Here is a 22,070-nt window from a genome sequence, read left to right on the forward strand (position 1 = left end):
GAAACATAAAGCCCTAATTATCACATCAATGTTGATGGGAATCTTTGTTCTTAGCTTATACAATATCAATATGATAAAAAAGCAAAAAGAACAAGCTGAAATTATGATGGAAATTCCTGAAGAATTTTTGGCAGAGCAAGAAAAAGAGCAGCAACCCGAAGAAGAACTTATTGCCCAAGAAAATAGGCAACTCGATGCCAACAAAAGAACTCATAACGCATTTAATGAGGATTTTGAAGATCACGATGAGATTGAACAGCGTATTAAATCACTGACTGAGACCGAAGATATGGCTCAAAGTGAAGAGGCCTTAATTAATGAGGATAGTGAAGTCCCATTGGAAGAAGACAAAAACGATGAGGCCAAAAAGGAAGAAGTAAAACCAGAGGATGAAGAAACTAATAATCGAAATAGTTCTCTTACCTACAGCCTAAAAGGCAGGAAATCTGTCGAACTACCAAATCCCGTGTACACGTGTAACGGAAGCGGTAAAGTAGTAGTAAAAATTGAAGTAAATAAAAACGGATATGTAGTAGATGCAAAGGTCGACAAAAAAAGGTCTACTACACGTAACGAATGCCTTTTTGATAATGCTATGAACTATGCTAGAAAAGCATTATTTTCACGCACCACTATAGAAGAACAACAGGGGTCTATTACCTATTATTTTAATTATAGTAATTAATCATAATAATTGTACTAAATCCTGGGCAATATTGACCCCACGGTCTTTATTGTACCATACCTGTAAATCCTGTTTGAATTGTGGATCTAAACTACCGTTTTGAGCTTTGTAGTCGTTTACCATTTTTGTAGCTATCGACGGCCTAGGACCCCACGTATTTAATACTTTTTGATTTTGAGTGTCGTATGCTATCAATTTTGGTATCGCTTTTCCTCCATTAGTTAAAAAATTGTTCATTAATTCGTCATGATCATCTCTCAAAATAATCTTAAAATCTATTCCTTCGTTTAATCGTGCCAATGTATTAATTACCGGTAACGATTGAGCAGCATCACCACACCAACCTTCAGACAGCACCAACCATGTTACCTTCGTATTAGTGCTAGAGAATACCTCAGTTATTGATTTATCTATTTTTAGAGTTTTATCCAGACGTTTCATTCTTCGATCATTAAGCATACTATAATTGGTTAATGCTTCAGATTGCTTGTGACCAGTTGATTTTCCTTTGGCCAATAGATCACTTACCAATTGTTTATATTCCTGATAAGAATAAGAGTTGTTGATTCCTTCTTCAATTAATTTATTTACTGTCATCGTTTTAGTTTCTTCCATAATCATTGCTCAATGCTATCCTGGTAAGACGATTGTTATCTTTAAAACTTACAATATGCAAAATTCTTCACGAAAATAGTATATTTAAAATTCAAAGCTTAGGATATGCAAAAACAAAGATGTGGATGGTGTGTAGGAGATTCTCTTTATGAAGCTTACCATGATCATGAGTGGGGAGTACCTGTACACGATGAGCAACTTTTATTTGAATTTTTGGTATTAGAAACCTTTCAGGCGGGATTAAGTTGGATCACTATTTTACGCAAAAGAGATAATTTCAGAATAGCTTTTGATAACTTTGATTATCGAATTGTTGCACGATATGATGAAAGAAAAAAGTCAGCATTACTTCAAAATGCAGGTATTATTCGCAATAAATTGAAAGTTAATTCTGCTATTACCAACGCTCAAAATTTTATAAAAATTCAGGAAGAATTTGGTAGTTTTGATAGCTATATTTGGAGTTTTGTAAATAACAAACCTGTTCAAAATAAATGGAAACATCATAAAGATAGCCCAGCCAAAACAGAGATTTCTGATAAAATGAGTAAAGATCTAAAAAAACGCGGTTTCAAGTTTGTTGGATCTACAATAATGTACGCATTTATGCAAGCTACGGGTATGGTTAATGATCATACGATCGATTGTTTTAGATATAGTCAGGTCTAGAGTTTTATCCCGAAAGACAAATCCCCGGCATCTCCTAGCCCGGGAATGATATAACTGCGATTACTCAGTTTTTCATCTATTGCTGCAATCCACAGATGTGTATTTTCGGGAAATACATTTTTTACATGCGCTACGCCCTGCTCTGACCCAATTACAGAAACCATATGAATTTGTTTGGGAGTACCATGATTCTGCATTGCTCTAAATGTATTTTCCAAAGTTTTGCCTGTCGCCAACATCGGGTCGGCCAGAATTAGCGTTTTATTTTGTAGTGATGGAGAAGCTAAATATTCTACAATGATATCAAAATCATCTTCATCATCATTTTTATGATCCCGATATGCAGAAATAAATGCATTTTCGGCTTTATCAAAATAATTCAACAACCCTTGATGTAATGGCAATCCCGCTCTCAGGATCGAACAGAGCACAAGTTCATTATTGGGAACAGATACTTCTTTGGTCCCTAAAGGTGTTTGGACCTTTTCGTTTTCATAATCCAGTTTTTTACTTAGTTCATAACTAAGTATTTCTCCTATACGTTCTATATTCTTCCTAAAACGCATACTATCTTTTTGTATTTCGACATCTCTAAGTTCTAATACAAATTGATTTAAAACCGAATTTTCTAACCCCAAATTATGGACAATCATATCGTTTACTTTAGCCTGTTACTGTAGTTACGAATTACTTAAATACTTCAAAAACTCTTCTCTGGGAATTTCTCTGGCTCCCAAGCTGGCCAAATGATCTGTGTATACCTGACAATCAATTAACTTTACCTCTTTTTGCTGTAATTTTTCAACTAATTTAATAAAACCATATTTTGACGCATTGCTCACTGAAGAAAACATACTTTCTCCACAAAATATTTTTTTACTTTCCAGCCAGATTCCATACAACCCCCCTGCCAATTCTTCATTTTTCCAAACCTCAACAGAGATGGCATGTCCTAATTCATGTAGCTTTGTATATGCTCTTTGCATCTCATTAGTTATCCAGGTGCCTTCTTGTTCTCTTCTTTTAATATGGGCACAATGATGAATTACGCTTTCAAAATCTTTATTAAAAGTTACTTTGAACTGATCCTTTTTGATGAGTTGTTTCATACTCTTACTCACCTTGAGTTCTGTTGGAAATAATACCATTCTTGGATCCGGACTAAACCACAAAATAGGTTGATCAGCACTATACCAGGGAAAAATACCGTTATTATAAGCTTCTAACAATCTTGCTATTGATAAATCTCCTCCTATTGCCAATAATCCGTCAACATCTGCGTGACTAGCCGGAGGAAACTGAATTAAATCTGTTAGAATATACAAAATACGAGTTTCTCTATTATACAACGTTAAATATCAATCAGTTGTTTGAATTGACCAAAAAAATCGCAATATTTGTGAAGACCTTTTAAGATAAATTTTGTTCATCATTGCTTTTTTGAGTTTTATTAAAAGGTTAACCTAAAACCACAATATGAAAAGTCCGATATTTCTATCGGACTTTTTGCTTTACACTTCGACAATACTTTGACAAGTTTAGTATAATATCTATAGTTACAAATTTACCTAAAATGGTAAATCATCATGTTCTTCTTCAGAGAAGTCTGTAGCCGGCTCAAAAGTATCTGCAGGTGGGGTGGGTGGAATAGAACCTGAAGCAGGTGCTGCAGCTTGTAAATTCTCTATTCTCCATCCCTGAATCGAATTAAAATACTTAGTTTCTCCCTGCGGATTTACCCATTCACGACCACGAAGATTTATACTAATCTTTACATCCTGACCAACCTGAAAATTATTTAGTAAATCACATTTGTCCTGAATAAACTCTACCATAATATGTTGCGGGTATTGCTCATTTGTAGTTACCACAATCTCTCTCTTTCTAAAACCATTGCTACCAAAGGTTTGCGTCTCACCTATCATTTTTACTTTACCTTGTACTTCCATCTCTACTATATTGTTATTTTGCTGATAAAATATTCCACGCTGTATCTATATCGTTTTGATCTAGATATTGCTTTACAAATTTATGAATTTCTATTTGGTTAGCATGCTCTATTTTAACCTTTATATCATCTCGGTTATTAACAAATGTACGTGCATCTTCCTTAGTTGGAATACCTTCTACATTCGCCAGTTTACCCAAATCGTTACCTGTAAAAACTTTACTATTCTTAATATCTTCTGGTAACGAATCTACTCCTATCCCTATTGCACTTAGTGGTTTAGGAACCTCAAACATACCTTTGTTGGCTCGAGTATACCAATTCCCCCCCATTCGCGCTACCTGGTCTATTTTATGCTGATCAATTCTCTCATTTTCATCAAGAATTTCTTCATTAATATGCATTAACAATACTTCGCAAATAATCAGGTTTCCGGCACCTCCTTCTTCACCCATTGCCACAATTTCATTTACCTTACATTCGAACTGTACAGGAGATTCACCAACTCGAAAAGCATTGATCTTTTCTGAAGGCACCATAGTAAGCCCGGATTTTACAAATTCATTGACTCTGCCAGGATATTCAGTGCTGGATAAAGACATTTGCTGAACAATATTGTAGTTTACTATATTAATCACTACTTCTTTGGTACTTTTTGCATTTTCTAACGTATGTTTAATAGTATTGTCTCTCACTCTCCTGGCGGGAGAAAATATAAGAATGGGTGGGTTTGCACTAAATACATTAAAAAAACTAAAAGGCGATAAATTAGGATTGCCATCTGCATCTATTGTACTGGCAAAAGCAATGGGTCTGGGCCCAACTGCACCTAACATAAGACCATGTAATTTTCCTGTAGAAACCGCTGAAGGATCGATTGTAATCATAATTTGTTTTATATTGAGCAAAGATAATTAAACTTTGGCCGTTAAATTATTGTATAAACAAGTTTTGCATTCTATTTTGTAGACAATAAAATTGTTTAAAACCGTTATAATTAAGATTTAGTTAACATCTCTTTATGAACTTCTCTGATGAGCGTAATTTTTCAAGCTATTTTATAATCATTGCTGTTGTTGTTATTACGGCTCTTGTATTATGGAGTACTTCACTATTTTTACAACGACTTAAAGATGATGAACGCACCAAAATAGAAATATGGGCTCAATCTCAAAAAGCTTTGAACAGCGAACAATCTGATGATTATCTGGAATTGTCAATTTTAATTGGAGCAACAAACAGATCTATACCCATTATCATCACAGACTCTAGTGGAGATTTTATAAGAGATTCTATTGGAAAACCTGACCCTAGTTATTTCCAAAATTTATCAGAAACCTTGATTAATAATGAAAAAAGGCTCAAATCATATTTAAGCAAACTGAAATCAGAAAATAAACCTATAGAATTAAATCTGCGAGGCACCGTTCAATATATATACTACGGGCACTCTGATATACTGAACAAATTAAAATATTATCCCATTGCTATAGCATTAATTTTGTTCTTACTAATAGGTGTAATTTATTTCTTTTTTACTACATCAAAAGCAAGTGAGCAAAACAAACTTTGGGCGGGTATGGCAAAAGAAACTGCTCATCAGATCGGGACCCCGTTATCCTCTTTGGTAGGATGGAATGAGATTCTAAAAGCAGAACATGTAAATCCTGAGTATATTACCGAAATAGAAAAAGATATTTCTAGGTTAAAGGTGATTACGGAGCGTTTTTCTAAAATTGGATCTATCCCCAATCTGGAGGAAGTTGATATAGTGGAAGAAACGAGAGAGGCTTATACCTATCTGCAATCCAGAAGCTCAAAATTAATTAACTTTTCCCTTGATTTACCAGATAAACCTATTTATGTCTCTTTAAACTCTCAACTATTTAGTTGGACTATAGAAAACCTTGTTAAAAATGCTATTGATGCCATGCGTGGAAAGGGAGACCTTAAAATTGGCCTTACCGATGATGCAAAGCGCGTATTCATTTATATAAAGGACACCGGAAAGGGTTTGCCTAAAAGTAAGTTTACAAAAATTTTTGAACCCGGGTATACTTCTAAAAGTCGAGGATGGGGTCTTGGATTATCCTTAGCCAAAAGAATCATTGAAGAATATCACCTGGGACGCATCAAAGTTCTACGTTCTGAAATTGATAAAGGAACTACTTTTCAGATCACACTTCGTAAATCAGGGATCAAAGTGTAACCCTTTGTACCTGTTTTAATGCAAAATGATATAACAATATTTTCTTCAGTGCGTTATAAGTCATTGAGACACTAAATTAAATCCCGTGAAAACAGAATACATTGTCCTTAAAGAAACAACCCTTACCAATAATTGTCCTGAATGTTATTCGAATGACGGAATGGTACTTTCGTTCAAACAAGAAAAACAAAAATCAAAACTTTTAGTGAGAACCAAAAAAAATGTAATTGAAAGTATTGAATGCAGTAAATGCGAAAACGCTATTTATCCGGGACAGTGGACTATGGATATCGAACGAGTGTATGATTACCATAAAAAAACCATTACATCTAAACCCTCTTCTTTAAAATTTACCGGCTTATTTTATATATTACTTTTCATAGTTCTTGCAATAGTTGGTGTTGGATATGTATATGCTTATCACCCCAATCTTTTAGGTCTAACTTCTTAAATTAATATTTCTCCATTATTTGTCGTATCTCTTTTGTGATTTTAAACGTTTTGTCAATATTAAAATCAAAACAAACGGCTACATCATGCCCTTTGGCGCAAAGAATACCCTCATCATTATAAAGCCTGTGATATAAACCAAAACTGGAGTGTTTTATAAACTCGACTTTAGTTTTGATAATAACGTTCCCAGGAAAAAATAAAGGATGCTTGAAATCACATTTGGTAGAAACCAACATCGGACCTTTTTTGGTCTCTTCATAAAGTTGAGACAACCCGGTTACTTCCCAAAACTGAACACGAGCACTTTGCATGTATTTCATAAAATTAACATTATTGACATGCATATACGTATCCATTTCACTCCAATCGATCCGAAGTGTCAAGGATAACTTAAAATCTGAATCCTGCATACCTTATAAATTCGATTGAATTTCGGAGGCTAACTCTTCAAATGCAGCAGTTGTCATAGAAATTTTATGCTCAAATGTCATTTCCTTCATCTGGTTTAAAGGTATCAGGTGAACATGAACGTGAGGCACTTCAAGCCCGACAACGGCAACACCAACACGTTTACATGATACTGTTTTTTTTAGTGCTTTGGCTACTTTACGTGAGAAACTCATTAATCCTAGATACGTTTCCTCGTCAAGATCGAACAGTTTGTCTTCTTCCTTTTTAGGTATGCATAATGTGTGGCCTTTTGCATTAGGATGAATATCCAAAAAAGCATAGAAATTCTCATCTTCGGCAACTTTATAAGACGGAATTTCACCATTAATAATTTTAGTGAATAGGGTAGGCATTTATAAAATTTTAGTTGGATTATTAAATCGAAATATACTCTATTTATTTATAAGAAAACTATAAAAAAGCCTTTTTTGAATTCAAAAAAGGCTTTTAGCGTTACTCGATAATCGAGATTTAAATGCTCCGTGGCTTGCCGCTAAATCATAATTAATTTCCAACCGATGCCTCGTGGTCTTGCCCCAGGATAGTTCACTTGGTAAGATTATTCTCTTGTAATTTCTACAACATCAAACTTCATAATCCCATTTGGCACCTGTATTTCTGCTACTTCACCCACACTCTTTCCTAAAAGCCCTTTGCCAATAGGTGAATCTACTGAAATTTTTCCCGATTTGAGATCTGCTTCACTTTGTGCCACCAACTTGTAGGTCATTTCTGCTCCATTGGTCTGGTTTTTAATCTTTACTGTTGAATGAATCAAGACTTTTGAAGTATCTAATTGAGATTCATCAATCAAACGTGCACCAGATAATGTCTCTTCTAATTTAGAAATTCTCATTTCTAGCAGTCCCTGGGCTTCTTTTGCCGCATCATACTCAGCATTTTCACTTAAATCTCCTTTGTCTCTTGCTTCTGCAATTGCTTGAGATGCCTTTGGGCGTTCTATATCTTTAAGATGATTTAATTCGTCTCTTAATTTTTTTAGCCCCTCTGCAGTGTAATAAGATACTTTGCTCATAACTTCATCGTTTATATAAATACAAAAAAATCCCATAGGTATGGGATTTGTTATTCAAAGATAACAAAAATTTTACTGAAGAATACAAATTTACGTAATTTGGCAAAACAATAATAGTGTTATGAAGAAGATCCTTTTTTTAGTATGTTTTATATTGATTTTATCATGTAGCAGTGATGATGGTGAAAGAAATACTTTTTTACCCAATGTTTCTTTTAACTTTCAAATTAATCTTAATTTACCTGAATATGTTAATCTTAGGGTTCCCGGAGGTATTTTTGTAGATCGTACCGCTGGAAGAGGAATTAAAGGAGTCATTATTTACAATCAAAATGATCAACAATTTTTTGCTTATGAATTAAGTGATCCTAATCTAGATCCTAATCTTGAATGCTCTACACTTTCAGGGACAGGAACACGATTTTCTTCAACTTGCGACGGAAAAGAGAATATTTATGATGTTGCTGCATTTGGCCAACAAATTAAAGGAGAAGGCGGGTTTCCTTTATTAGGTTATAGAGCTGTTAAAGAAGGAAACACCGTTTTCGTTTCTAACTAATTTTCTTTAGGATTTTATTGCCAGTTATTGGCCCAGTCCTTCCAAACAACGGCTAAACCTTTTCGCTGTAACATTTGTACTACCTCTTCAGTTGATCGTTCGTCTGATATTTCGAATTGCTTTAAGGACTGTGGTTCTATTACGTATCCTCCTGGATTTGTTTTTGACTCAGCACTTATGGATGTAATTCCGAGATTCACAGCATTTTCCCTAAAAACCCCACTCTCTCGGGTGGACATTGACAATTCTACATCTTCGTCGAGCAACCTAAACGCACAGATAAGTTGTACTAAATCTGAGTCTGTCATTTCTACTTTTGGTTCTAAACCACCACTATGAGGTCGCAATCTTGGAAAAGATATTGAATATTTAGTTTTCCAATATGTTTTTTTCAAGTACTGTAAATGTAATGCTGTAAAAAAACTATCAGCTCTCCAGTCTTCTAATCCCAACAAAGCACCCAAGCCTATTTTATGAATTCCGGCGCGACCTAATCGATCTGGAGTTTCTAATCGATAATAGAAATTCGACTTTTTCCCTTTAGGATGATGTTTTTTATATTCTGCTCTATGATACGTTTCTTGATATACCAATACAGCATACAAACCATGATGTATCAAAAGTTCATAGTCCTCTTGATTCATTGGCTGCACCTCTATGGTAATGTTTGCAAATTTTGATTGTATAAGTTGTATTGCATTTTTAATGTAGTTCACTCCGACCGTTCTATTAGCTTCTCCGGTAACTAAAAGAATATGATCATAGCCTTTCGATTTTAAGAAATCAACCTCAATAAGAATCTCTTTATCTGTCAACGTTCTTCTGGGAATCTTATTCGTTATACTAAATCCGCAATACGTACAAATATTTTGACACTCATTACTCAAATACATAGGTGCGTACATCTGTATTGTATTGCCAAAGCGCTTTTTGGTCATACAGCTACTCATCTGAGCCATATTTTCTAAATAGGGTTTTGCAGCTGGGGAAATTAAAGCTTTAAAATCCTCAAGATCTCTTTTGGTTTTGGACAAAGCATTAATAACATCGTTTTCAGTCTTGGAAAAAATACTAGAAAGTGTATTGTTCCAATCGTATTGTTCAAATATATTTTTGAAGGTATCCATTCTTCTATCTATTTTGAGTTTCCTCTCCTTGGGGAGAGGATTAAAGTGAGGAGATTTAATTTAACACCCTCATCCTAACCTTCTCCCTCGAGGGAGAAGGAACTTAATTCCATATTATATTTCTTCACCCAAAAACGATGTTAAGGGACTACTTGCCTCTGCATATTGCTGTATCGGTGCCAACTTTGCATTATACGCTATACGACCTGCCTCTACTGCCAATCTAAATGCTTTGGCCATATTGATCGGCTGCTGAGATACTGCAATAGCAGTGTTAACCAATACAGCATCTGCCCCTATCTCCATGGCAAAAGCTGCATGTGACGGACTCCCAATTCCTGCATCAATAATTACAGGTATATTGCTTTGATCAATAATGATTTCTAAAAACTCCAAAGTTTTTAATCCCTTATTGCTGCCTATTGGCGCACCCAATGGCATTACGCATTGTGCGCCAACTTCTTCTAAGCGTTTACACAAAACCGGATCGGCATGAATGTAAGGCATGACAGTAAATCCAAGTTTCACGAGTTCCTCAGCTGCTTTTAAAGTTTCGATGGGGTCAGGTAATAGGTATTTGGGATCTGGATGAATTTCTAGCTTTATCCAATTCGTCTCAAGCGCTTCACGAGCTAATTGCGCTGCAAAAACTGCCTCTTTTGCATTACGAACTCCTGAGGTATTGGGCAATAAATTAATTCTTGGATGATCTAAATGACTTACAATATTATCTTTTTCGCTGTTTACATCTACTCGTTTTAATGCAACAGTAATTAATTCACTTCCTGAAGCTAACAAAGCATCTCTCATAATTTGAGAAGAACTAAATTTTCCGGTCCCAGTAAATAACCGGGATGAGAACTCTTTATCTGCGATTTTAAGTCTATCCATGGGCTTGGGTAATAAGCATTTTTATATTATTTATATTCTGATTTAACTCTTTTTGACCGGTTAAGATTTTTGAGACCGCAATTCCAGAAACTCCTGTTTTCATGAGATCCTCAATATCTTGTTCAATAATACCTCCTATTGCTATAATGGGCACTTTTACATTTTGTTTTTTAAGTTTATAAAGAATGTTTCTATAGCCACGTAACCCTAATATTGGTTCAAGTTTCTTTTTGGTAGTAGTGTATCTAAAAGGTCCCAATCCTATATAATCTACCCCAGATTCGAGATGTTGCATGCAGTCTTCAATAGTGTTAGCCGTACCGCCAATAATAAAACTATCTCCCAAAATCTTTCTTGCTTCAGAGATACTGGTGTCTTTCAACCCTAAATGAACACCGTCGGCCAGGGTTGCTTTTGCTGTAGCCACACTATCATTAATAATCATGATCACTTCATATTGATCGCAGATATTCCGGCATTCTAAAGCTGTATTTAAATAAGTAACGGTATCAACATCCTTGAGACGTAACTGTATCCACTTACCACCAGCTTTACAAACTTTTTGGATGTTCTGTAGGTGATCCTGAGGAGTTTTTCCTTGTGATATATACTGTAGAGAAACTTCTTTTAGTCTGTCCCAAATAGGAAAGATAATTTTGTTTTCTATATTTTCTGATTTTATCATTCTTTGATACTCTTACATGCTGTGATAACCCAATAATGATTTATTTGAACCTAAAAAGTTTTCGGTATATTTTTTTGCCCTGTAACATGATTTTAAAAGAGGAAATCCTAATGCCAAATTTGCAGTAATTGCCGAAGAAAGAACACAACCGCTACCATGTTTTTCATAAATGTTTTGTCTCTTGGGATTAAGGGTGAAATGACTTCCGTTTTTCATAAACAATTCATCTTTGCCAATAACATCTGTTCTGTGTCCTCCTTTTAAAAGGATATTCGTTTTCTTCTTTATGTGATCAATTGTTTCTTGTATACTTTTATCTACATACAGTTTTTCTATCTCCTGATAATTTGGTGTTAACAAATAGATTTTATCTAACACCTTATCCAGTTGATGTACAGATTCTGGTTTTGGTGAAATTTCTTGAAAGCTGAAATGAGTACTCGACCTTATTATTGGGTCAAGAATAATCTTTATTTCTTTGTTCTTTTCAATTAAAATATCAATGATTTCATTTAATATCTTCCAGTGTTGTACAATGCCAATTTTCACATGGGTAATTTTAAACCGGTTACACAGGACTTCAATCTGTTTTTTTATCACATCAATATCGATCCAAAAACAAGCCTTAAAATCAATATCATTTTGAATTGTATTTGCAGTACAAACTGATAACCCATATACTTTTAGAGCCTCAAATGTTTTGACATCTGCTGTAATTCCTGCTCCGCCAGATGGATCAAAACCAGCAATAGTGAGTACATATGGATGATTTTTCATAATTACTATTTTGCGAATGAACTACTTCTTGATGATTTTGAGTTTTTCATAAATAGTTTTAAAGCTTTTCAATGAGTCTTTGGTATTCCAGATTCCTCCTAAAACTCCTACACCTTTAAATCCCAGATCAAAAGTTGCTTGTAATGTATTTTCATTAATTCCTCCCATCCCTATAACAAACTGATTTAGACCATTAACATCAAAGCTCTTTCCGAGATAACCTGCTTTGGAAATTGATTCGAAAACAGGGCTTAGCAAAACATAGTCAAAATCGACTGAACAGTTTTCGATATCCTTGATAGAATGAAAAGAACTGCTTACTGTCAATCCTTTTTCTTTGTAATCATTCACATATATTTTTAAGGCCTTCTCTAGGCCTTCTCTTAATCGCTCCTGTATATGTATACCTCTACATTTAAATGAGTTACCTAGTTCATGATATTGATGTAATACAATACGATCATGATATACCGGGTTAATTTTTTGAATCAGCGCTTTATATCCTTCTAAGCCCAAAGTTGGTTTTCTGAAATGAAGTACTTCTAAATCGTTTTCAAAAAGCTTATTGATTTGATGGGCTTCGTTTTCTAATTCTCGCTCTGAGGAAAGCACTATGAGCATAATATCATTTTTACAAATAAACTTCGCTTCCTTTTTCTTTGAACTCCTCGGCCTTTTCCTGCATACCTGCTTCTATAGCTCTTTGATCATCCATTTCTTTTTTGGCTGCATAATCTCGAACTTCTTGCGAGATTTTCATTGAGCAAAATTTAGGTCCGCACATACTACAGAAATGGGCAATTTTTGCACCTTCTGCAGGCAATGTTTCATCATGATAAGCTCTGGCCAGTTCTGGATCAAGAGAAAGATTAAACTGGTCTTCCCAACGAAACTCAAAACGGGCTTTACTTAATGCATCATCTCTGTGCTGAGCTCCCGGATGCCCTTTTGCCAAATCTGCCGCATGAGCTGCTAGTTTATAAGTAATTACTCCGGTTCGAACATCTTCTTTATTTGGCAAACCTAAATGCTCTTTTGGCGTTACATAGCATAACATAGCAGTACCATACCAGCCAATCATAGCTGCCCCGATTCCTGAAGTTATATGATCATAGCCCGGTGCAATATCGGTAGTTAGCGGTCCCAAAGTATAAAAAGGAGCTTCTCCACAGGCTTCTATTTGTTTATCCATATTTTCTTTGATCATATGCATAGGTATGTGCCCAGGTCCCTCAATAAAAGTTTGCACATCATGCTTCCATGCTATTTTTGTGAGTTCTCCAAGCGTCTCTAACTCAGCAAACTGCGCTTCGTCATTAGCATCTGCAATACATCCAGGGCGTAATCCATCCCCAAGTGAAAAAGCAACATCATAAGCTTTCATGATTTCACAAATTTCTTCAAAATGTGTATATAAAAAACTCTCTTGATGATGTGCCAAACACCATTTGGCCATAATCGATCCTCCTCGAGAAACAATACCTGTAATTCTTTTGGCAGTCATAGGTACGTACGCTAATCGTACTCCTGCATGAATGGTAAAATAATCTACTCCTTGTTCTGCTTGCTCGATCAAAGTATCTTTAAAAATTTCCCAAGTCAGGTCTTCGGCTTTGCCTTTTACCTTTTCTAAAGCCTGATAAATTGGTACTGTTCCAATAGGCACTGGTGAGTTACGAATGATCCATTCTCGGGTTTCATGAATATTCTTGCCCGTAGATAAGTCCATAATATTATCGGCTCCCCAACGGCAAGCCCAAACTGCTTTTTCTACTTCTTCTTCAATACCGGATGTTGTAGCAGAATTACCAATATTGGCATTAATTTTTACCAGGAAGTTTCTACCAATAATCATCGGCTCACTTTCTGGATGATTTATATTGGAAGGGATTACTGCTCTTCCTTTTGCAACCTCATCTCTTACAAATTCTGGAGTAATAACTTTAGGGATACTTGCTCCAAAATCTTGTCCTGGATGTTGTTCTGAAATACGTTTTGCCTGGTGTATTTTTTGGTTTTCCCGAATGGCTACATATTCCATTTCAGGAGTAATAATGCCTTGTTTTGCATAATACATTTGCGAAACATTCTTGCTTTTTTTTGCCTTCTTTGGTTTTCGAATGTATTTGAATCGTATGGGATCCAAACTGGAATTCTCTAATCTCTCATTACAATATTTTGAAGAAAAATTATCTAACTCCTCAACATCTCCTCGATCCATTACCCACTGTTCCCGTATTCGCTTTATACCTTTATGTACATCAATTTTCTGCAAAGGATCTGTATATGGCCCACTGGTATCATAAATAGTTACCGGTTGATTTGGTGTTTTTTTTCCTGTAAAACTATCAAGGGTATCATCTAAGGAAACCTCCCGCATAGCGACATTGATTTGTGGGTAGATATTTCCTTTAACATAGATTTTTTTTGAATTCGGAAATGGTTTGGTAGTAATCATATTTACTTGTGATACGGGACTTTTTTTCTTCATGGTATGAGTTTTAAGTTTTTTGAAAAGTTTTGTGCCGCTAACCTCCTTGAGTGGCTTTAATGATAGTAATATTATCAGAACTTTGTATCAAAGTCTGACCCCATTTTTCTTTGGTGATAATTTTGTTATTAACAGCAATAGCAATACCATTAGAAGATACATTTAACTGTTCCAGTAAGGTTGAAATGGAGCTACTTTTTGAAATAACTTGAGATTGATTGTTTATGTTTATGGTCATATTTTTTAAATTAATTCCATAAACTTTAGGTCGTATATACCTATTTTGAAGAAGAAAAATCACATAAACCGTTTGTGATCTTAACTTTTCCCTTCGCCGGCATTAACCGTATCAGGTTCAAAGGGTATTTCTCAGACCTGGACAGAAATCCAGGACACCCCTAAAGTCTATATACATATAAAGGTAATAAAACTATGGCTTAAAATTATTTTAAGCCATGGTTTTAACTAAAATTTTAGCGTTGCTCCTACCAGAAAGTTGATTCCTGCTTGAGGATAAAAACCGGTAAAATATGTTGTTCTCACTCCTGTTGGACTTTGATTATCAGGAACGTCACCCAAAGCAAAAGAATAGCCATTTGACTCATATTCGAGATCAAATATATTATTAACTAATCCTGTAAACACAATGGATCTGAAAACAGAGACTTCTTTGATCTCATAAACAATGTTCAAATCGTTAACAAAGAAGCTATCTAGTTTTAGATCGTCATTATCCAGGTTACTAAGATGTTGTTCTCCCACATATTTTGAAAGAAATCCAAGTTGTAAACCTTTTGTTGGTTGGTAAATCAACATGTTACCCGCAACTATACTTGGAGAATATGAAATTTCTGTATCTCCAAGATTAGTAACAGCACCATCTACAGTGGCAACAAAATCTTTGTTTTTATTAGTACTAAGAGCGATATTAGGTTTAATTCTAAATGAATTTAACATTTGGATATCAGCATCAATTTCTATCCCTAAACGATAACTTTCTCCGCTGGTTTCCCGAATTGGTGCTCCCACATCATCTAATGCACCAGTTAATACTAACTGATTTCTATATTGCATATAGTAAAGGTTTGTATTTACAACTGTTCTTTTATTGTTGTATCGCCATCCTAATTCAAAATCATTTAAGGTCTCGGCAGTGTTGATCCCATTCTCAAAATCATCTCTTCTTGGCTCCCTATTCGCTCTTGCATAAGAAGCATATAATTGATTTGAGGGATCAATCTGATAGGTAAGACCGGCTTTTGGATTAAAGAAATTAAAGTTTTCGTCAACTTCTAGTGGTTCTCCGGTCGAAGCATCGCCAGTAGTTTCATAATTTACAAATCGACCTTGTAGATCTAAAAAAGTACTCCACTGATCATTAATCCTATAGGTAGCTTTTCCAAAAATCGTGAATTCATCTTTTTTTCCGTTTCCGAAGTAATAATTATCACGTATTTCAGACCCTCCAGCATTTTGAGCCCAAATGACTTCACCAAAGTGATCCCCATCATAATGACTATAATAAGCCCCAAAATCAATATCTGCAGTGTTGTTTTTATAATTTGCAGTAGCATTAATTACATAAAAGTCATTATCTAACCATCTACGACGTACTAGATCTGTTGAATTAATTGTTTCTCCTCCTATAACTATAGGCGTAAAATCATAATCAGCAAAATCTTCGTCTTCTTTATACTGTTCAAAAAATCCTCGCCCATAGGTATAATTTAATCCCAGGTTTGTAGACCAATGATTATCATACCTTTGATTCCAATGCAATTGATAATGATCCTGTTTGTAATCATCAACTTCATTATCATAAAAACGAGTATTCCCCTCTTCATCGGTATATTGTCCTATGGGGTTAAAAGTTCTATCTCTTTCTAAAGTTTGTGCATCTATACCATCCCAGGATTGGTAAGTGATATTATGTCCTCCAAAAGTTATGGCTTTTATTAATGTATTGTCATCTACATAAGAGCCTTGTAAAAAGTAAGATTTTAAGTCTGCAAAAGCTCGATCTACGTATCCATCTGATACAATATTTGATAGACGGCCTGCAATCTCAATATTTTCATTAATTAATCCGGTACTAAACTTAACATTATGTCTTCGGGTCCCGAATGAGCCAAAAGAGTTTGAAATTTCTGCATTTGCAATTTCTGAAACAGCATCGGTAAGCAAGTTTAAACTTGCTCCAAAAGCGCCAGAACCATTAGTCGAGGTACCTACTCCTCTTTGCAACTGTAAATCCTCGATTGAAGATGCAAAATCCGGTAAGTTCACCCAGAAAGTACCTTGACTCTCTGCATCGTTAAAAGGTATTCCGTTTAGAGTGACATTCACCCTTGAAGCATCACTACCCCTAACTCTTATATACGTATATCCAATTCCTGTTCCGGCATCAGTGGTCGTTACCACTCCTGGTAAATAATTCAAAAGAATTGGAATATCCTGACCAAGATTACGCTCTGCAAGTTCTTCTTTTGATATATTAGAATGAGTTATGGGTGAATCTGCATCAACACGTACAGATTTCACTAAAACTTCATCAAGTTTTTCAATTTTCTTAGATAAAGAATCTTTTTGTTTTTCCTGAGCCCATGTGTTTATACTCAGTGCCGAAAGTGTAAGATAAAATAACACATTTTTCATTCGTAAATGATTTTTTACGAATAAAAGGGGTAATTATTCTATTGTTAAAAATTTAATAACTGCTTGATGGCCTATTGATATGAGTTTGGTATCAGCTAGATAATCATCCTCCACACCATCTCGCTCGTCGCAAAAGATACATAGTATCTTTTTTGCTCCGCAGTCCCTTGGCAGCATTACCTGCCCAGGTTCATCGGGTATGATCTCAGCCGTTTGAAATTATAGATATTAAGTTTTAAATTTTAAGTAACCGTTCTTAAACTTCGAACTTATATTCAAAACTTCAAAAAGCACCCCTTTGAGATTTCGGGTCAAAAATACTATGTTTTGTTGATTTATTGTAACTTTATTTAATGGAATCTCAAATAAACAATGCTTTTTGATTTTTTAAGTTATTATAGTAGGTAAAATAAGAAGATGAAGAATACGAAAAGATCGGTTACCTTTAAAATCATTGCGGGATATTTGCTTGCGGGGGTACTTGCTGTGACTGCTTTTTGGATAATTTATCGCCAAATAACCAACTATACACAAATTACAGAGATAAAAAGTGAAAACAATGAGAAGCTATTCTTGGTTGGAGAAGCAATTACAGGATTGTACGAAGCGGAAAGTCTAACAAGAAACATCATACAAACTTCTGATATCATAAAATTTGAAACGTACAAAGCAAAGATAGACACGATACTTAAGACAATTAACAAAGTCTCTGAAATATCAGATGACACCCTGCAAACCAAAAAAATTGACAGTATCAAAGATCTTATCGATAGTAAAAACAAAAACCTTGAAGAGCTTGTTAGAATTTATGAGCAACGAAAACAAAAAGGGCTATACGAGACTGCAATTGATGAACTAAAAAAGGTAAATAAAAGTTTTGGAGGATATGACAATTATGATGAAAGATTCAGAAAATATGATGCCCGTACCAAAAGAGCACTTATTGATATTCTTGAATATACGAAAAAAGACAATGCTAAACGATTAACCAACCAAACAGTTGATTCTCTGGCAACATCGGTAAAACAGGTTCTGGCAGAACTTGAAGAAAAGGATAGAAAATACAAACGTGAAATCTCGGCAAAGGAGGATAATCTTCTTAAGAATGATCAGATTATAACTAAACAATTAAGAGATTTACTTGCTGCTATTGAACGAAACGAACGAAAGCAATACTTTGCCCGTCTGGATGCTTCCAATGAGGTGTTAGAAACTACTTCAAATATCATATTAATTATTGCTGCCATTAGTTTCTTGATTGCAGTTATTTTCTTATTTCTAATTACCAAAGATGTTTCTAAAAGTCAAAAATACCGTAATGAACTTGAGGCAGAAAAAACGTATACTGAATCTCTTTTAAAAACACGTGAATCCCTTATAAATACTGTTACACACGACCTTCGTTCTCCACTAAATACAGTAATTGGATATTCGGACTTACTAGAAAGAACAGGGTTAAATAATAAGCAAAAACATTATCTGGATCATTTAAAAAAATCGTCAGACTATATCCTTCATCTGGTAAACGACCTTCTTGATTTATCCAAACTTGAAGCTGGCAGAATGATAATTGAAGAGTTACCATTCTCCCCAAAGAAACTTATCGAAAACACCATATCTAGCGTAATTCCTATTAATGACAAGAAAAATTTGGATGTTTTTATTCGCTCAGATGATCAATTGAAAAAACAATTTCTAAGTGACCCTTTCAGAATCAAGCAAGTGCTAACTAATCTGGTTAATAACGCTTATAAATTTACTGACGAAGGTGCTATTACTGTTGAAAGCAAAATTATTGAAAATGGATTAGGTGAAAAACAATTAGTTGTTTCTGTAAAGGATACTGGAATTGGTATTACAAAAGAACAGCAAAAATATATATTTGAAGAGTTTTCACAAGGGGATGAAAATACCGAAAAAAGATATGGAGGATTTGGTCTTGGTCTTGCCATTACCAAAAAAATAATAGAGTTACTTGATGGTACCATTAGTTTAGATAGTAAACCTGATAAAGGAAGTGAATTTACCTTTCAGATCCCCATAAAGCTTTCAAATTCATTAGCTCCTGAAGAAGAGCACGAGGTTCTTGAAATACAAAGTTTTTCGAACAAAAAAGTTCTGATTGTTGATGATGATCCCAGTCAGCTCGCATTAACCAGCGAGGTTGCTTCTTTGGCAGGACTATCGTATGATGTTTGTAAAAATGGTATTGAAGCCATTTCATTTTTACAAAACAATGAATATGATCTAGTCCTTACTGATATTCAAATGCCAAAAATGGATGGATTTGAACTACTAAAAACTATAAAAAATAATTCATCATATTCTAATTTACCGGTAATCGCATTATCAGGAAGAACAAGCACCTCGTTTACAGAATATCAAGAAGCAGGATTTTCTGGAAGCTTAAGAAAACCCTATGCACCAGGAGAACTTATTGATCTTATCGCTGAAATTTTAAGTGTTGATTTGGTAGCATATTCAAGTACTACATCTGACGAAGATTCGAAAGAAGCATATTCTTTGGAAGACCTGATGCTTTTTGCACACGGTGATTCTGATTCCTTATATGCAATTTTGGATACATTTTATGAAAGTACAATTGAAAATGTGAAAGAGTTAAAAACGAAGGTTAAAGACGAAGATATTAGCGGTATCAAAAAAATTGCGCATAAAATGCTTCCAATGTTTAAGCAAATAAAGGCAAAGGATGTTGTTCCTATTTTGATAAAATTAGAGCATCCCGATCAATATGAGTTGGATAAAGAATCAATAGTGTATTTAACTAAGAGTGGAATCGAAAAAATAGAAGATTTAATAAGTAAACTTAAAGTCGAAAATTAAAGACTAATATCGTATTGTTTCAATTTGTTATATAAAGTTTTACGATCTATAGAAAGCATTCTGGCAGCTTTTGCCTTATTTCCGTTTGCTTTCTCTAAAGCGTCTAAAATAAGCTCCTGCTCGTTTTGATTTTTAAATAATCCGTATGTATGTTTTGTACTTTTAGATGCATTGGCAATATCTGTGGGTAAAATATCTAGTGTGATCATATCCTTTTGAGAAAGAAGAACAGAGCGTTTTACTATATTTTTAAGTTCTCTAAGATTTCCCGGCCAGTCATATTTTTTGAAAGCTTCTAATACTTCATCTGTAAAACCAACTACGTTTTTATCCAATTCCATATTAGATTCTTCTAAGAAATGATTCGCAAATAGCATTAAGTCCTCAATTCTATCTTTAAGAGGAGGGACTTTTATTGTAAATTCATTCAATCGATGATACAAATCTTCTCTAAAATCACCTTCTTTAACTGCATTGCTTAAATCTTCATTGGTAGCCGCTATTACTCTGATATCAACCTCAATTTCTTTATTACTACCTACAGGCTTTATTTTTCTTTCCTGAAGGGCTCTTAATAATTGAACCTGCAATTCATAACCTAGGTTTCCTATCTCATCAAGAAATAAGGTGCCTCCATTTGCAGCCTCAAAATGTCCGACTTTATCATTTACAGCTCCCGTAAATGATCCTTTTATATGTCCAAAAAATTCACTGGAAGCAATTTCCTTTGGTATAGCTCCGCAATCAACAGGTACAAAAGGTTTTTCTGATCTTTTACTTGACTTATGAATACTACTGGCAACATATTCCTTACCTGTTCCGCTATCTCCTACAATAAGAACAGACATACGTGTTGGTGCCACCAAAGCAACATATTCGTTCAATTTTTTTGAAGCGTCACTTACCCCTCTTACAAAAGAATTATTTACATTTTTGGTAACCTTTGGAACTACTTTAACCTGATTTAAAACGTGAGTTGCATTGCTAGATGCACTTAGGGCCTTTTCTATTGTTTGAAGAATGGTATCCGGGTTAAAAGGTTTAGAAACATAGTCAAAAGCACCTTGTTTAATTGCGTTCACAGCCATATTAATCTCGGCATAACCAGTCATAATTATTACCTGGGTACTTGGATTGCTCTTAAGAATTTCCTCTAATAATGTTATTCCATCCCTGTCTGGAAGCCTTACGTCTGCCAAGACCACATCGAAAACATCTTGCTTAATTTTTGGAACAGCCTCATTGCCGGAGAATGCAGTAACCACCTCATAATCTTTTTTTTGTAAAAAGGTCTTGAGCATCGTACAAAAAGCTACGTCATCTTCTACAATAAGTATTTTGGACATGTCTAAGAATTTGTTGATTAAAAATTAATGATATAAAATTACAATTTAAAAAACTTAGTATGAACAAAAACATAAAAAAAGAGACCCTTGGGAGTGAGTCTCTTTTTTAGCACTAAACAACTTTATATCGTCCTTGGTTGCAAAACGATATCCTTTTTCTACCCCTAGATTTAAGATTTATTGTCGTTTGGCTTTATCCATTTGCCATTAGCGCTTGCAAATACAATTTTTGTATTATCGTTATTATCTTTTAAAACAATTTTATAGGTATTGTCTTTAGACATATATGCTTCTACGATTTTGAACCTGTGATAATCTTTTGCCGCAGTTTCCTGAATTGAAAGCGGTAACTCTACAACATTAATCTCAGTATATTCTTGCAGCTCATACTCATAATCAAAAAATTCGTTACCATCATTCATGGCCAATTCGTCTTGAGCTATTGCACCCTGTGCAGAAAAGATACTTACTACTATTACTACTATCATTGGTAACTTTTTCATTGGGTTATTGCGTTATATCAACAATAATTAATAAGTAATAATTGTTCCAAAAGATGAGATCGATCAGATAAACATGTATTTGTTTGATTATCAGGTTTTTAATTTTAAATAAATGGTTGCATCAAAT

General features: G+C 34.5%; 24 protein-coding genes and 1 riboswitch. Of the genes, 6 read left to right on the plus strand and 18 right to left on the minus strand.

The genetic code is table 11. The features are described from left to right. Positions 1-70 precede the first annotated feature (70 nt). Positions 71-685: a hypothetical protein gene (locus tag ACFSJT_RS12655; protein ID WP_378320651.1), complete on the plus strand. Its 615-nt coding sequence runs from the start codon at positions 71-73 to the stop codon at positions 683-685. Here the strand turns inward: ACFSJT_RS12655 and ACFSJT_RS12660 are convergent, their stop codons facing one another. Next, positions 686-1,300: a thioredoxin family protein gene (locus tag ACFSJT_RS12660; protein ID WP_378320652.1), complete on the minus strand. Its 615-nt coding sequence runs from the start codon at positions 1,298-1,300 to the stop codon at positions 686-688. A 105-nt stretch (positions 1,301-1,405) separates the two neighbouring features. Here ACFSJT_RS12660 and ACFSJT_RS12665 point away from each other — a divergent pair, with 105 nt between their 5' ends. Next, positions 1,406-1,969 (plus strand): DNA-3-methyladenine glycosylase I, encoded by a 564-nt coding sequence (locus tag ACFSJT_RS12665; RefSeq protein ID WP_378320653.1) that lies wholly within the window; start codon positions 1,406-1,408, stop codon positions 1,967-1,969. Here ACFSJT_RS12665 and upp read toward each other — a convergent pair. From upp to ACFSJT_RS12685, 4 genes are all read right to left on the minus strand, one after another. Continuing rightward, positions 1,966-2,622, minus strand: coding sequence for a uracil phosphoribosyltransferase (gene upp / locus ACFSJT_RS12670; protein ID WP_378320654.1), 657 nt, complete (start codon positions 2,620-2,622; stop codon positions 1,966-1,968). The two genes, ACFSJT_RS12665 and upp, sit on opposite strands and share 4 nt — an antisense overlap. 27 nt (positions 2,623-2,649) lie before the next feature. Beyond that, on the minus strand, positions 2,650-3,294 hold the full coding sequence (gene aat / locus ACFSJT_RS12675; RefSeq protein ID WP_378320655.1) for a leucyl/phenylalanyl-tRNA--protein transferase: 645 nt from the start codon (positions 3,292-3,294) through the stop codon (positions 2,650-2,652). Between the two features lie 243 nt (positions 3,295-3,537). Further along, the gene (locus tag ACFSJT_RS12680) at positions 3,538-3,918 is read right to left on the minus strand and encodes a DUF3127 domain-containing protein (RefSeq protein WP_378320656.1); all 381 of its coding nucleotides are present in this window, start codon (positions 3,916-3,918) and stop codon (positions 3,538-3,540) included. Positions 3,919-3,931: 13 nt separating this feature from the next. Then, positions 3,932-4,804, minus strand: coding sequence for a flavin reductase family protein (locus tag ACFSJT_RS12685; protein WP_378320657.1), 873 nt, complete (start codon positions 4,802-4,804; stop codon positions 3,932-3,934). Between the two features lie 134 nt (positions 4,805-4,938). Here ACFSJT_RS12685 and ACFSJT_RS12690 point away from each other — a divergent pair, with 134 nt between their 5' ends. Both ACFSJT_RS12690 and ACFSJT_RS12695 read left to right on the plus strand, forming a co-directional pair. Beyond that, positions 4,939-6,126, plus strand: a complete 1,188-nt coding sequence (locus ACFSJT_RS12690; protein ID WP_378320658.1) for a sensor histidine kinase — start codon at positions 4,939-4,941, stop codon at positions 6,124-6,126. Positions 6,127-6,211: 85 nt separating this feature from the next. Further along, positions 6,212-6,577, plus strand: coding sequence for a hypothetical protein (locus ACFSJT_RS12695; protein ID WP_378320659.1), 366 nt, complete (start codon positions 6,212-6,214; stop codon positions 6,575-6,577). Between the two features lies 1 nt (position 6,578). Here ACFSJT_RS12695 and ACFSJT_RS12700 read toward each other — a convergent pair whose 3' ends face one another. From ACFSJT_RS12700 to greA, 3 genes are all read right to left on the minus strand, one after another. After that, positions 6,579-6,989: an acyl-CoA thioesterase gene (locus tag ACFSJT_RS12700; RefSeq protein ID WP_378320661.1), complete on the minus strand. Its 411-nt coding sequence runs from the start codon at positions 6,987-6,989 to the stop codon at positions 6,579-6,581. Between the two features lie 3 nt (positions 6,990-6,992). Then, positions 6,993-7,382, minus strand: coding sequence for an HIT family protein (locus ACFSJT_RS12705; RefSeq protein WP_378320662.1), 390 nt, complete (start codon positions 7,380-7,382; stop codon positions 6,993-6,995). A 206-nt stretch (positions 7,383-7,588) separates the two neighbouring features. After that, a complete protein-coding gene (gene greA, locus ACFSJT_RS12710) occupies positions 7,589-8,065 on the minus strand; it encodes a transcription elongation factor GreA (RefSeq protein ID WP_378320663.1) in 477 nt (158 codons plus the stop codon). Positions 8,066-8,186: 121 nt separating this feature from the next. Here greA and ACFSJT_RS12715 point away from each other — a divergent pair, with 121 nt between their 5' ends. Further along, positions 8,187-8,624 (plus strand): hypothetical protein, encoded by a 438-nt coding sequence (locus ACFSJT_RS12715; RefSeq protein ID WP_378320664.1) that lies wholly within the window; start codon positions 8,187-8,189, stop codon positions 8,622-8,624. A gap of 14 nt (positions 8,625-8,638) precedes the next feature. Here the strand turns inward: ACFSJT_RS12715 and thiH are convergent, their stop codons facing one another. From thiH to ACFSJT_RS12755, 8 genes are all read right to left on the minus strand, one after another. Beyond that, positions 8,639-9,751 (minus strand): 2-iminoacetate synthase ThiH, encoded by a 1,113-nt coding sequence (gene thiH, locus ACFSJT_RS12720; RefSeq protein ID WP_378320665.1) that lies wholly within the window; start codon positions 9,749-9,751, stop codon positions 8,639-8,641. Positions 9,752-9,865: 114 nt separating this feature from the next. Next, on the minus strand, positions 9,866-10,642 hold the full coding sequence (locus tag ACFSJT_RS12725; RefSeq protein ID WP_378320666.1) for a thiazole synthase: 777 nt from the start codon (positions 10,640-10,642) through the stop codon (positions 9,866-9,868). Next, positions 10,635-11,327 carry a thiamine phosphate synthase gene (locus tag ACFSJT_RS12730; RefSeq protein WP_378320667.1) on the minus strand — a complete coding sequence of 231 codons (693 nt, stop codon included), beginning with the start codon at positions 11,325-11,327 and terminating at the stop codon, positions 10,635-10,637. The genes ACFSJT_RS12725 and ACFSJT_RS12730 overlap by 8 nt, the downstream gene beginning before the upstream one ends. Positions 11,328-11,339: 12 nt before the next feature. Continuing rightward, on the minus strand, positions 11,340-12,104 hold the full coding sequence (locus tag ACFSJT_RS12735; protein ID WP_378320668.1) for a hydroxymethylpyrimidine/phosphomethylpyrimidine kinase: 765 nt from the start codon (positions 12,102-12,104) through the stop codon (positions 11,340-11,342). 21 nt (positions 12,105-12,125) lie between these two features. Next, the gene (locus ACFSJT_RS12740; RefSeq protein WP_378320669.1) at positions 12,126-12,725 is read right to left on the minus strand and encodes a thiamine phosphate synthase; all 600 of its coding nucleotides are present in this window, start codon (positions 12,723-12,725) and stop codon (positions 12,126-12,128) included. A 10-nt stretch (positions 12,726-12,735) separates the two neighbouring features. Next, a complete protein-coding gene (gene thiC / locus ACFSJT_RS12745) occupies positions 12,736-14,595 on the minus strand; it encodes a phosphomethylpyrimidine synthase ThiC (protein ID WP_378320670.1) in 1,860 nt (619 codons plus the stop codon). Positions 14,596-14,632: 37 nt separating this feature from the next. Next, positions 14,633-14,833, minus strand: a complete 201-nt coding sequence (gene thiS, locus ACFSJT_RS12750; RefSeq protein WP_378320671.1) for a sulfur carrier protein ThiS — start codon at positions 14,831-14,833, stop codon at positions 14,633-14,635. 71 nt (positions 14,834-14,904) lie between these two features. After that, a riboswitch (TPP riboswitch) is annotated at positions 14,905-15,005 on the minus strand. A gap of 55 nt (positions 15,006-15,060) precedes the next feature. Continuing rightward, positions 15,061-17,250, minus strand: coding sequence for a TonB-dependent receptor (locus ACFSJT_RS12755; RefSeq protein WP_378320672.1), 2,190 nt, complete (start codon positions 17,248-17,250; stop codon positions 15,061-15,063). A gap of 417 nt (positions 17,251-17,667) precedes the next feature. On the opposite strand from ACFSJT_RS12755, the gene ACFSJT_RS12760 reads away from it, so the two are divergent. Then, positions 17,668-20,094 (plus strand): hybrid sensor histidine kinase/response regulator, encoded by a 2,427-nt coding sequence (locus ACFSJT_RS12760; RefSeq protein WP_378320673.1) that lies wholly within the window; start codon positions 17,668-17,670, stop codon positions 20,092-20,094. On the opposite strand, the gene ACFSJT_RS12765 is transcribed toward ACFSJT_RS12760, so the two are convergent. Both ACFSJT_RS12765 and ACFSJT_RS12770 read right to left on the minus strand, forming a co-directional pair. Then, entirely contained in the window at positions 20,091-21,440 is a 1,350-nt protein-coding gene (locus tag ACFSJT_RS12765; protein WP_378320674.1) for a sigma-54-dependent transcriptional regulator, read from the minus strand. The two genes, ACFSJT_RS12760 and ACFSJT_RS12765, sit on opposite strands and share 4 nt — an antisense overlap. A gap of 170 nt (positions 21,441-21,610) precedes the next feature. After that, positions 21,611-21,928, minus strand: a complete 318-nt coding sequence (locus ACFSJT_RS12770) for a hypothetical protein (RefSeq protein WP_378320675.1) — start codon at positions 21,926-21,928, stop codon at positions 21,611-21,613. Between the last annotated feature and the right edge of the window lie 142 nt (positions 21,929-22,070).

The sequence above is a fragment of the Aquimarina celericrescens genome (assembly GCF_042682765.1).
Lineage (GTDB): Bacteria > Bacteroidota > Bacteroidia > Flavobacteriales > Flavobacteriaceae > Aquimarina > Aquimarina celericrescens.

Coding starts and splice junctions, on each gene's coding strand:
- ACFSJT_RS12730 (WP_378320667.1), bottom strand. CDS start 11,327: ATGATAAAATCAGAAAATATAGAAAACAAAATTATCTTTCCTATTTGG.
- ACFSJT_RS12705 (WP_378320662.1), bottom strand. CDS start 7,382: ATGCCTACCCTATTCACTAAAATTATTAATGGTGAAATTCCGTCTTAT.
- ACFSJT_RS12680 (WP_378320656.1), bottom strand. CDS start 3,918: ATGGAAGTACAAGGTAAAGTAAAAATGATAGGTGAGACGCAAACCTTT.
- ACFSJT_RS12700 (WP_378320661.1), bottom strand. CDS start 6,989: ATGCAGGATTCAGATTTTAAGTTATCCTTGACACTTCGGATCGATTGG.
- ACFSJT_RS12760 (WP_378320673.1), top strand. CDS start 17,668: ATGAAGAATACGAAAAGATCGGTTACCTTTAAAATCATTGCGGGATAT.
- thiH (WP_378320665.1), bottom strand. CDS start 9,751: ATGGATACCTTCAAAAATATATTTGAACAATACGATTGGAACAATACA.
- ACFSJT_RS12770 (WP_378320675.1), bottom strand. CDS start 21,928: ATGATAGTAGTAATAGTAGTAAGTATCTTTTCTGCACAGGGTGCAATA.
- greA (WP_378320663.1), bottom strand. CDS start 8,065: ATGAGCAAAGTATCTTATTACACTGCAGAGGGGCTAAAAAAATTAAGA.
- ACFSJT_RS12665 (WP_378320653.1), top strand. CDS start 1,406: ATGCAAAAACAAAGATGTGGATGGTGTGTAGGAGATTCTCTTTATGAA.
- ACFSJT_RS12715 (WP_378320664.1), top strand. CDS start 8,187: ATGAAGAAGATCCTTTTTTTAGTATGTTTTATATTGATTTTATCATGT.
- ACFSJT_RS12735 (WP_378320668.1), bottom strand. CDS start 12,104: ATGAAAAATCATCCATATGTACTCACTATTGCTGGTTTTGATCCATCT.
- ACFSJT_RS12755 (WP_378320672.1), bottom strand. CDS start 17,250: ATGAAAAATGTGTTATTTTATCTTACACTTTCGGCACTGAGTATAAAC.
- ACFSJT_RS12660 (WP_378320652.1), bottom strand. CDS start 1,300: ATGGAAGAAACTAAAACGATGACAGTAAATAAATTAATTGAAGAAGGA.
- ACFSJT_RS12725 (WP_378320666.1), bottom strand. CDS start 10,642: ATGGATAGACTTAAAATCGCAGATAAAGAGTTCTCATCCCGGTTATTT.
- ACFSJT_RS12765 (WP_378320674.1), bottom strand. CDS start 21,440: ATGTCCAAAATACTTATTGTAGAAGATGACGTAGCTTTTTGTACGATG.
- thiS (WP_378320671.1), bottom strand. CDS start 14,833: ATGACCATAAACATAAACAATCAATCTCAAGTTATTTCAAAAAGTAGC.
- ACFSJT_RS12740 (WP_378320669.1), bottom strand. CDS start 12,725: ATGCTCATAGTGCTTTCCTCAGAGCGAGAATTAGAAAACGAAGCCCAT.
- ACFSJT_RS12690 (WP_378320658.1), top strand. CDS start 4,939: ATGAACTTCTCTGATGAGCGTAATTTTTCAAGCTATTTTATAATCATT.
- ACFSJT_RS12655 (WP_378320651.1), top strand. CDS start 71: ATGATAAAAAAGCAAAAAGAACAAGCTGAAATTATGATGGAAATTCCT.
- thiC (WP_378320670.1), bottom strand. CDS start 14,595: ATGAAGAAAAAAAGTCCCGTATCACAAGTAAATATGATTACTACCAAA.
- upp (WP_378320654.1), bottom strand. CDS start 2,622: ATGATTGTCCATAATTTGGGGTTAGAAAATTCGGTTTTAAATCAATTT.
- ACFSJT_RS12685 (WP_378320657.1), bottom strand. CDS start 4,804: ATGATTACAATCGATCCTTCAGCGGTTTCTACAGGAAAATTACATGGT.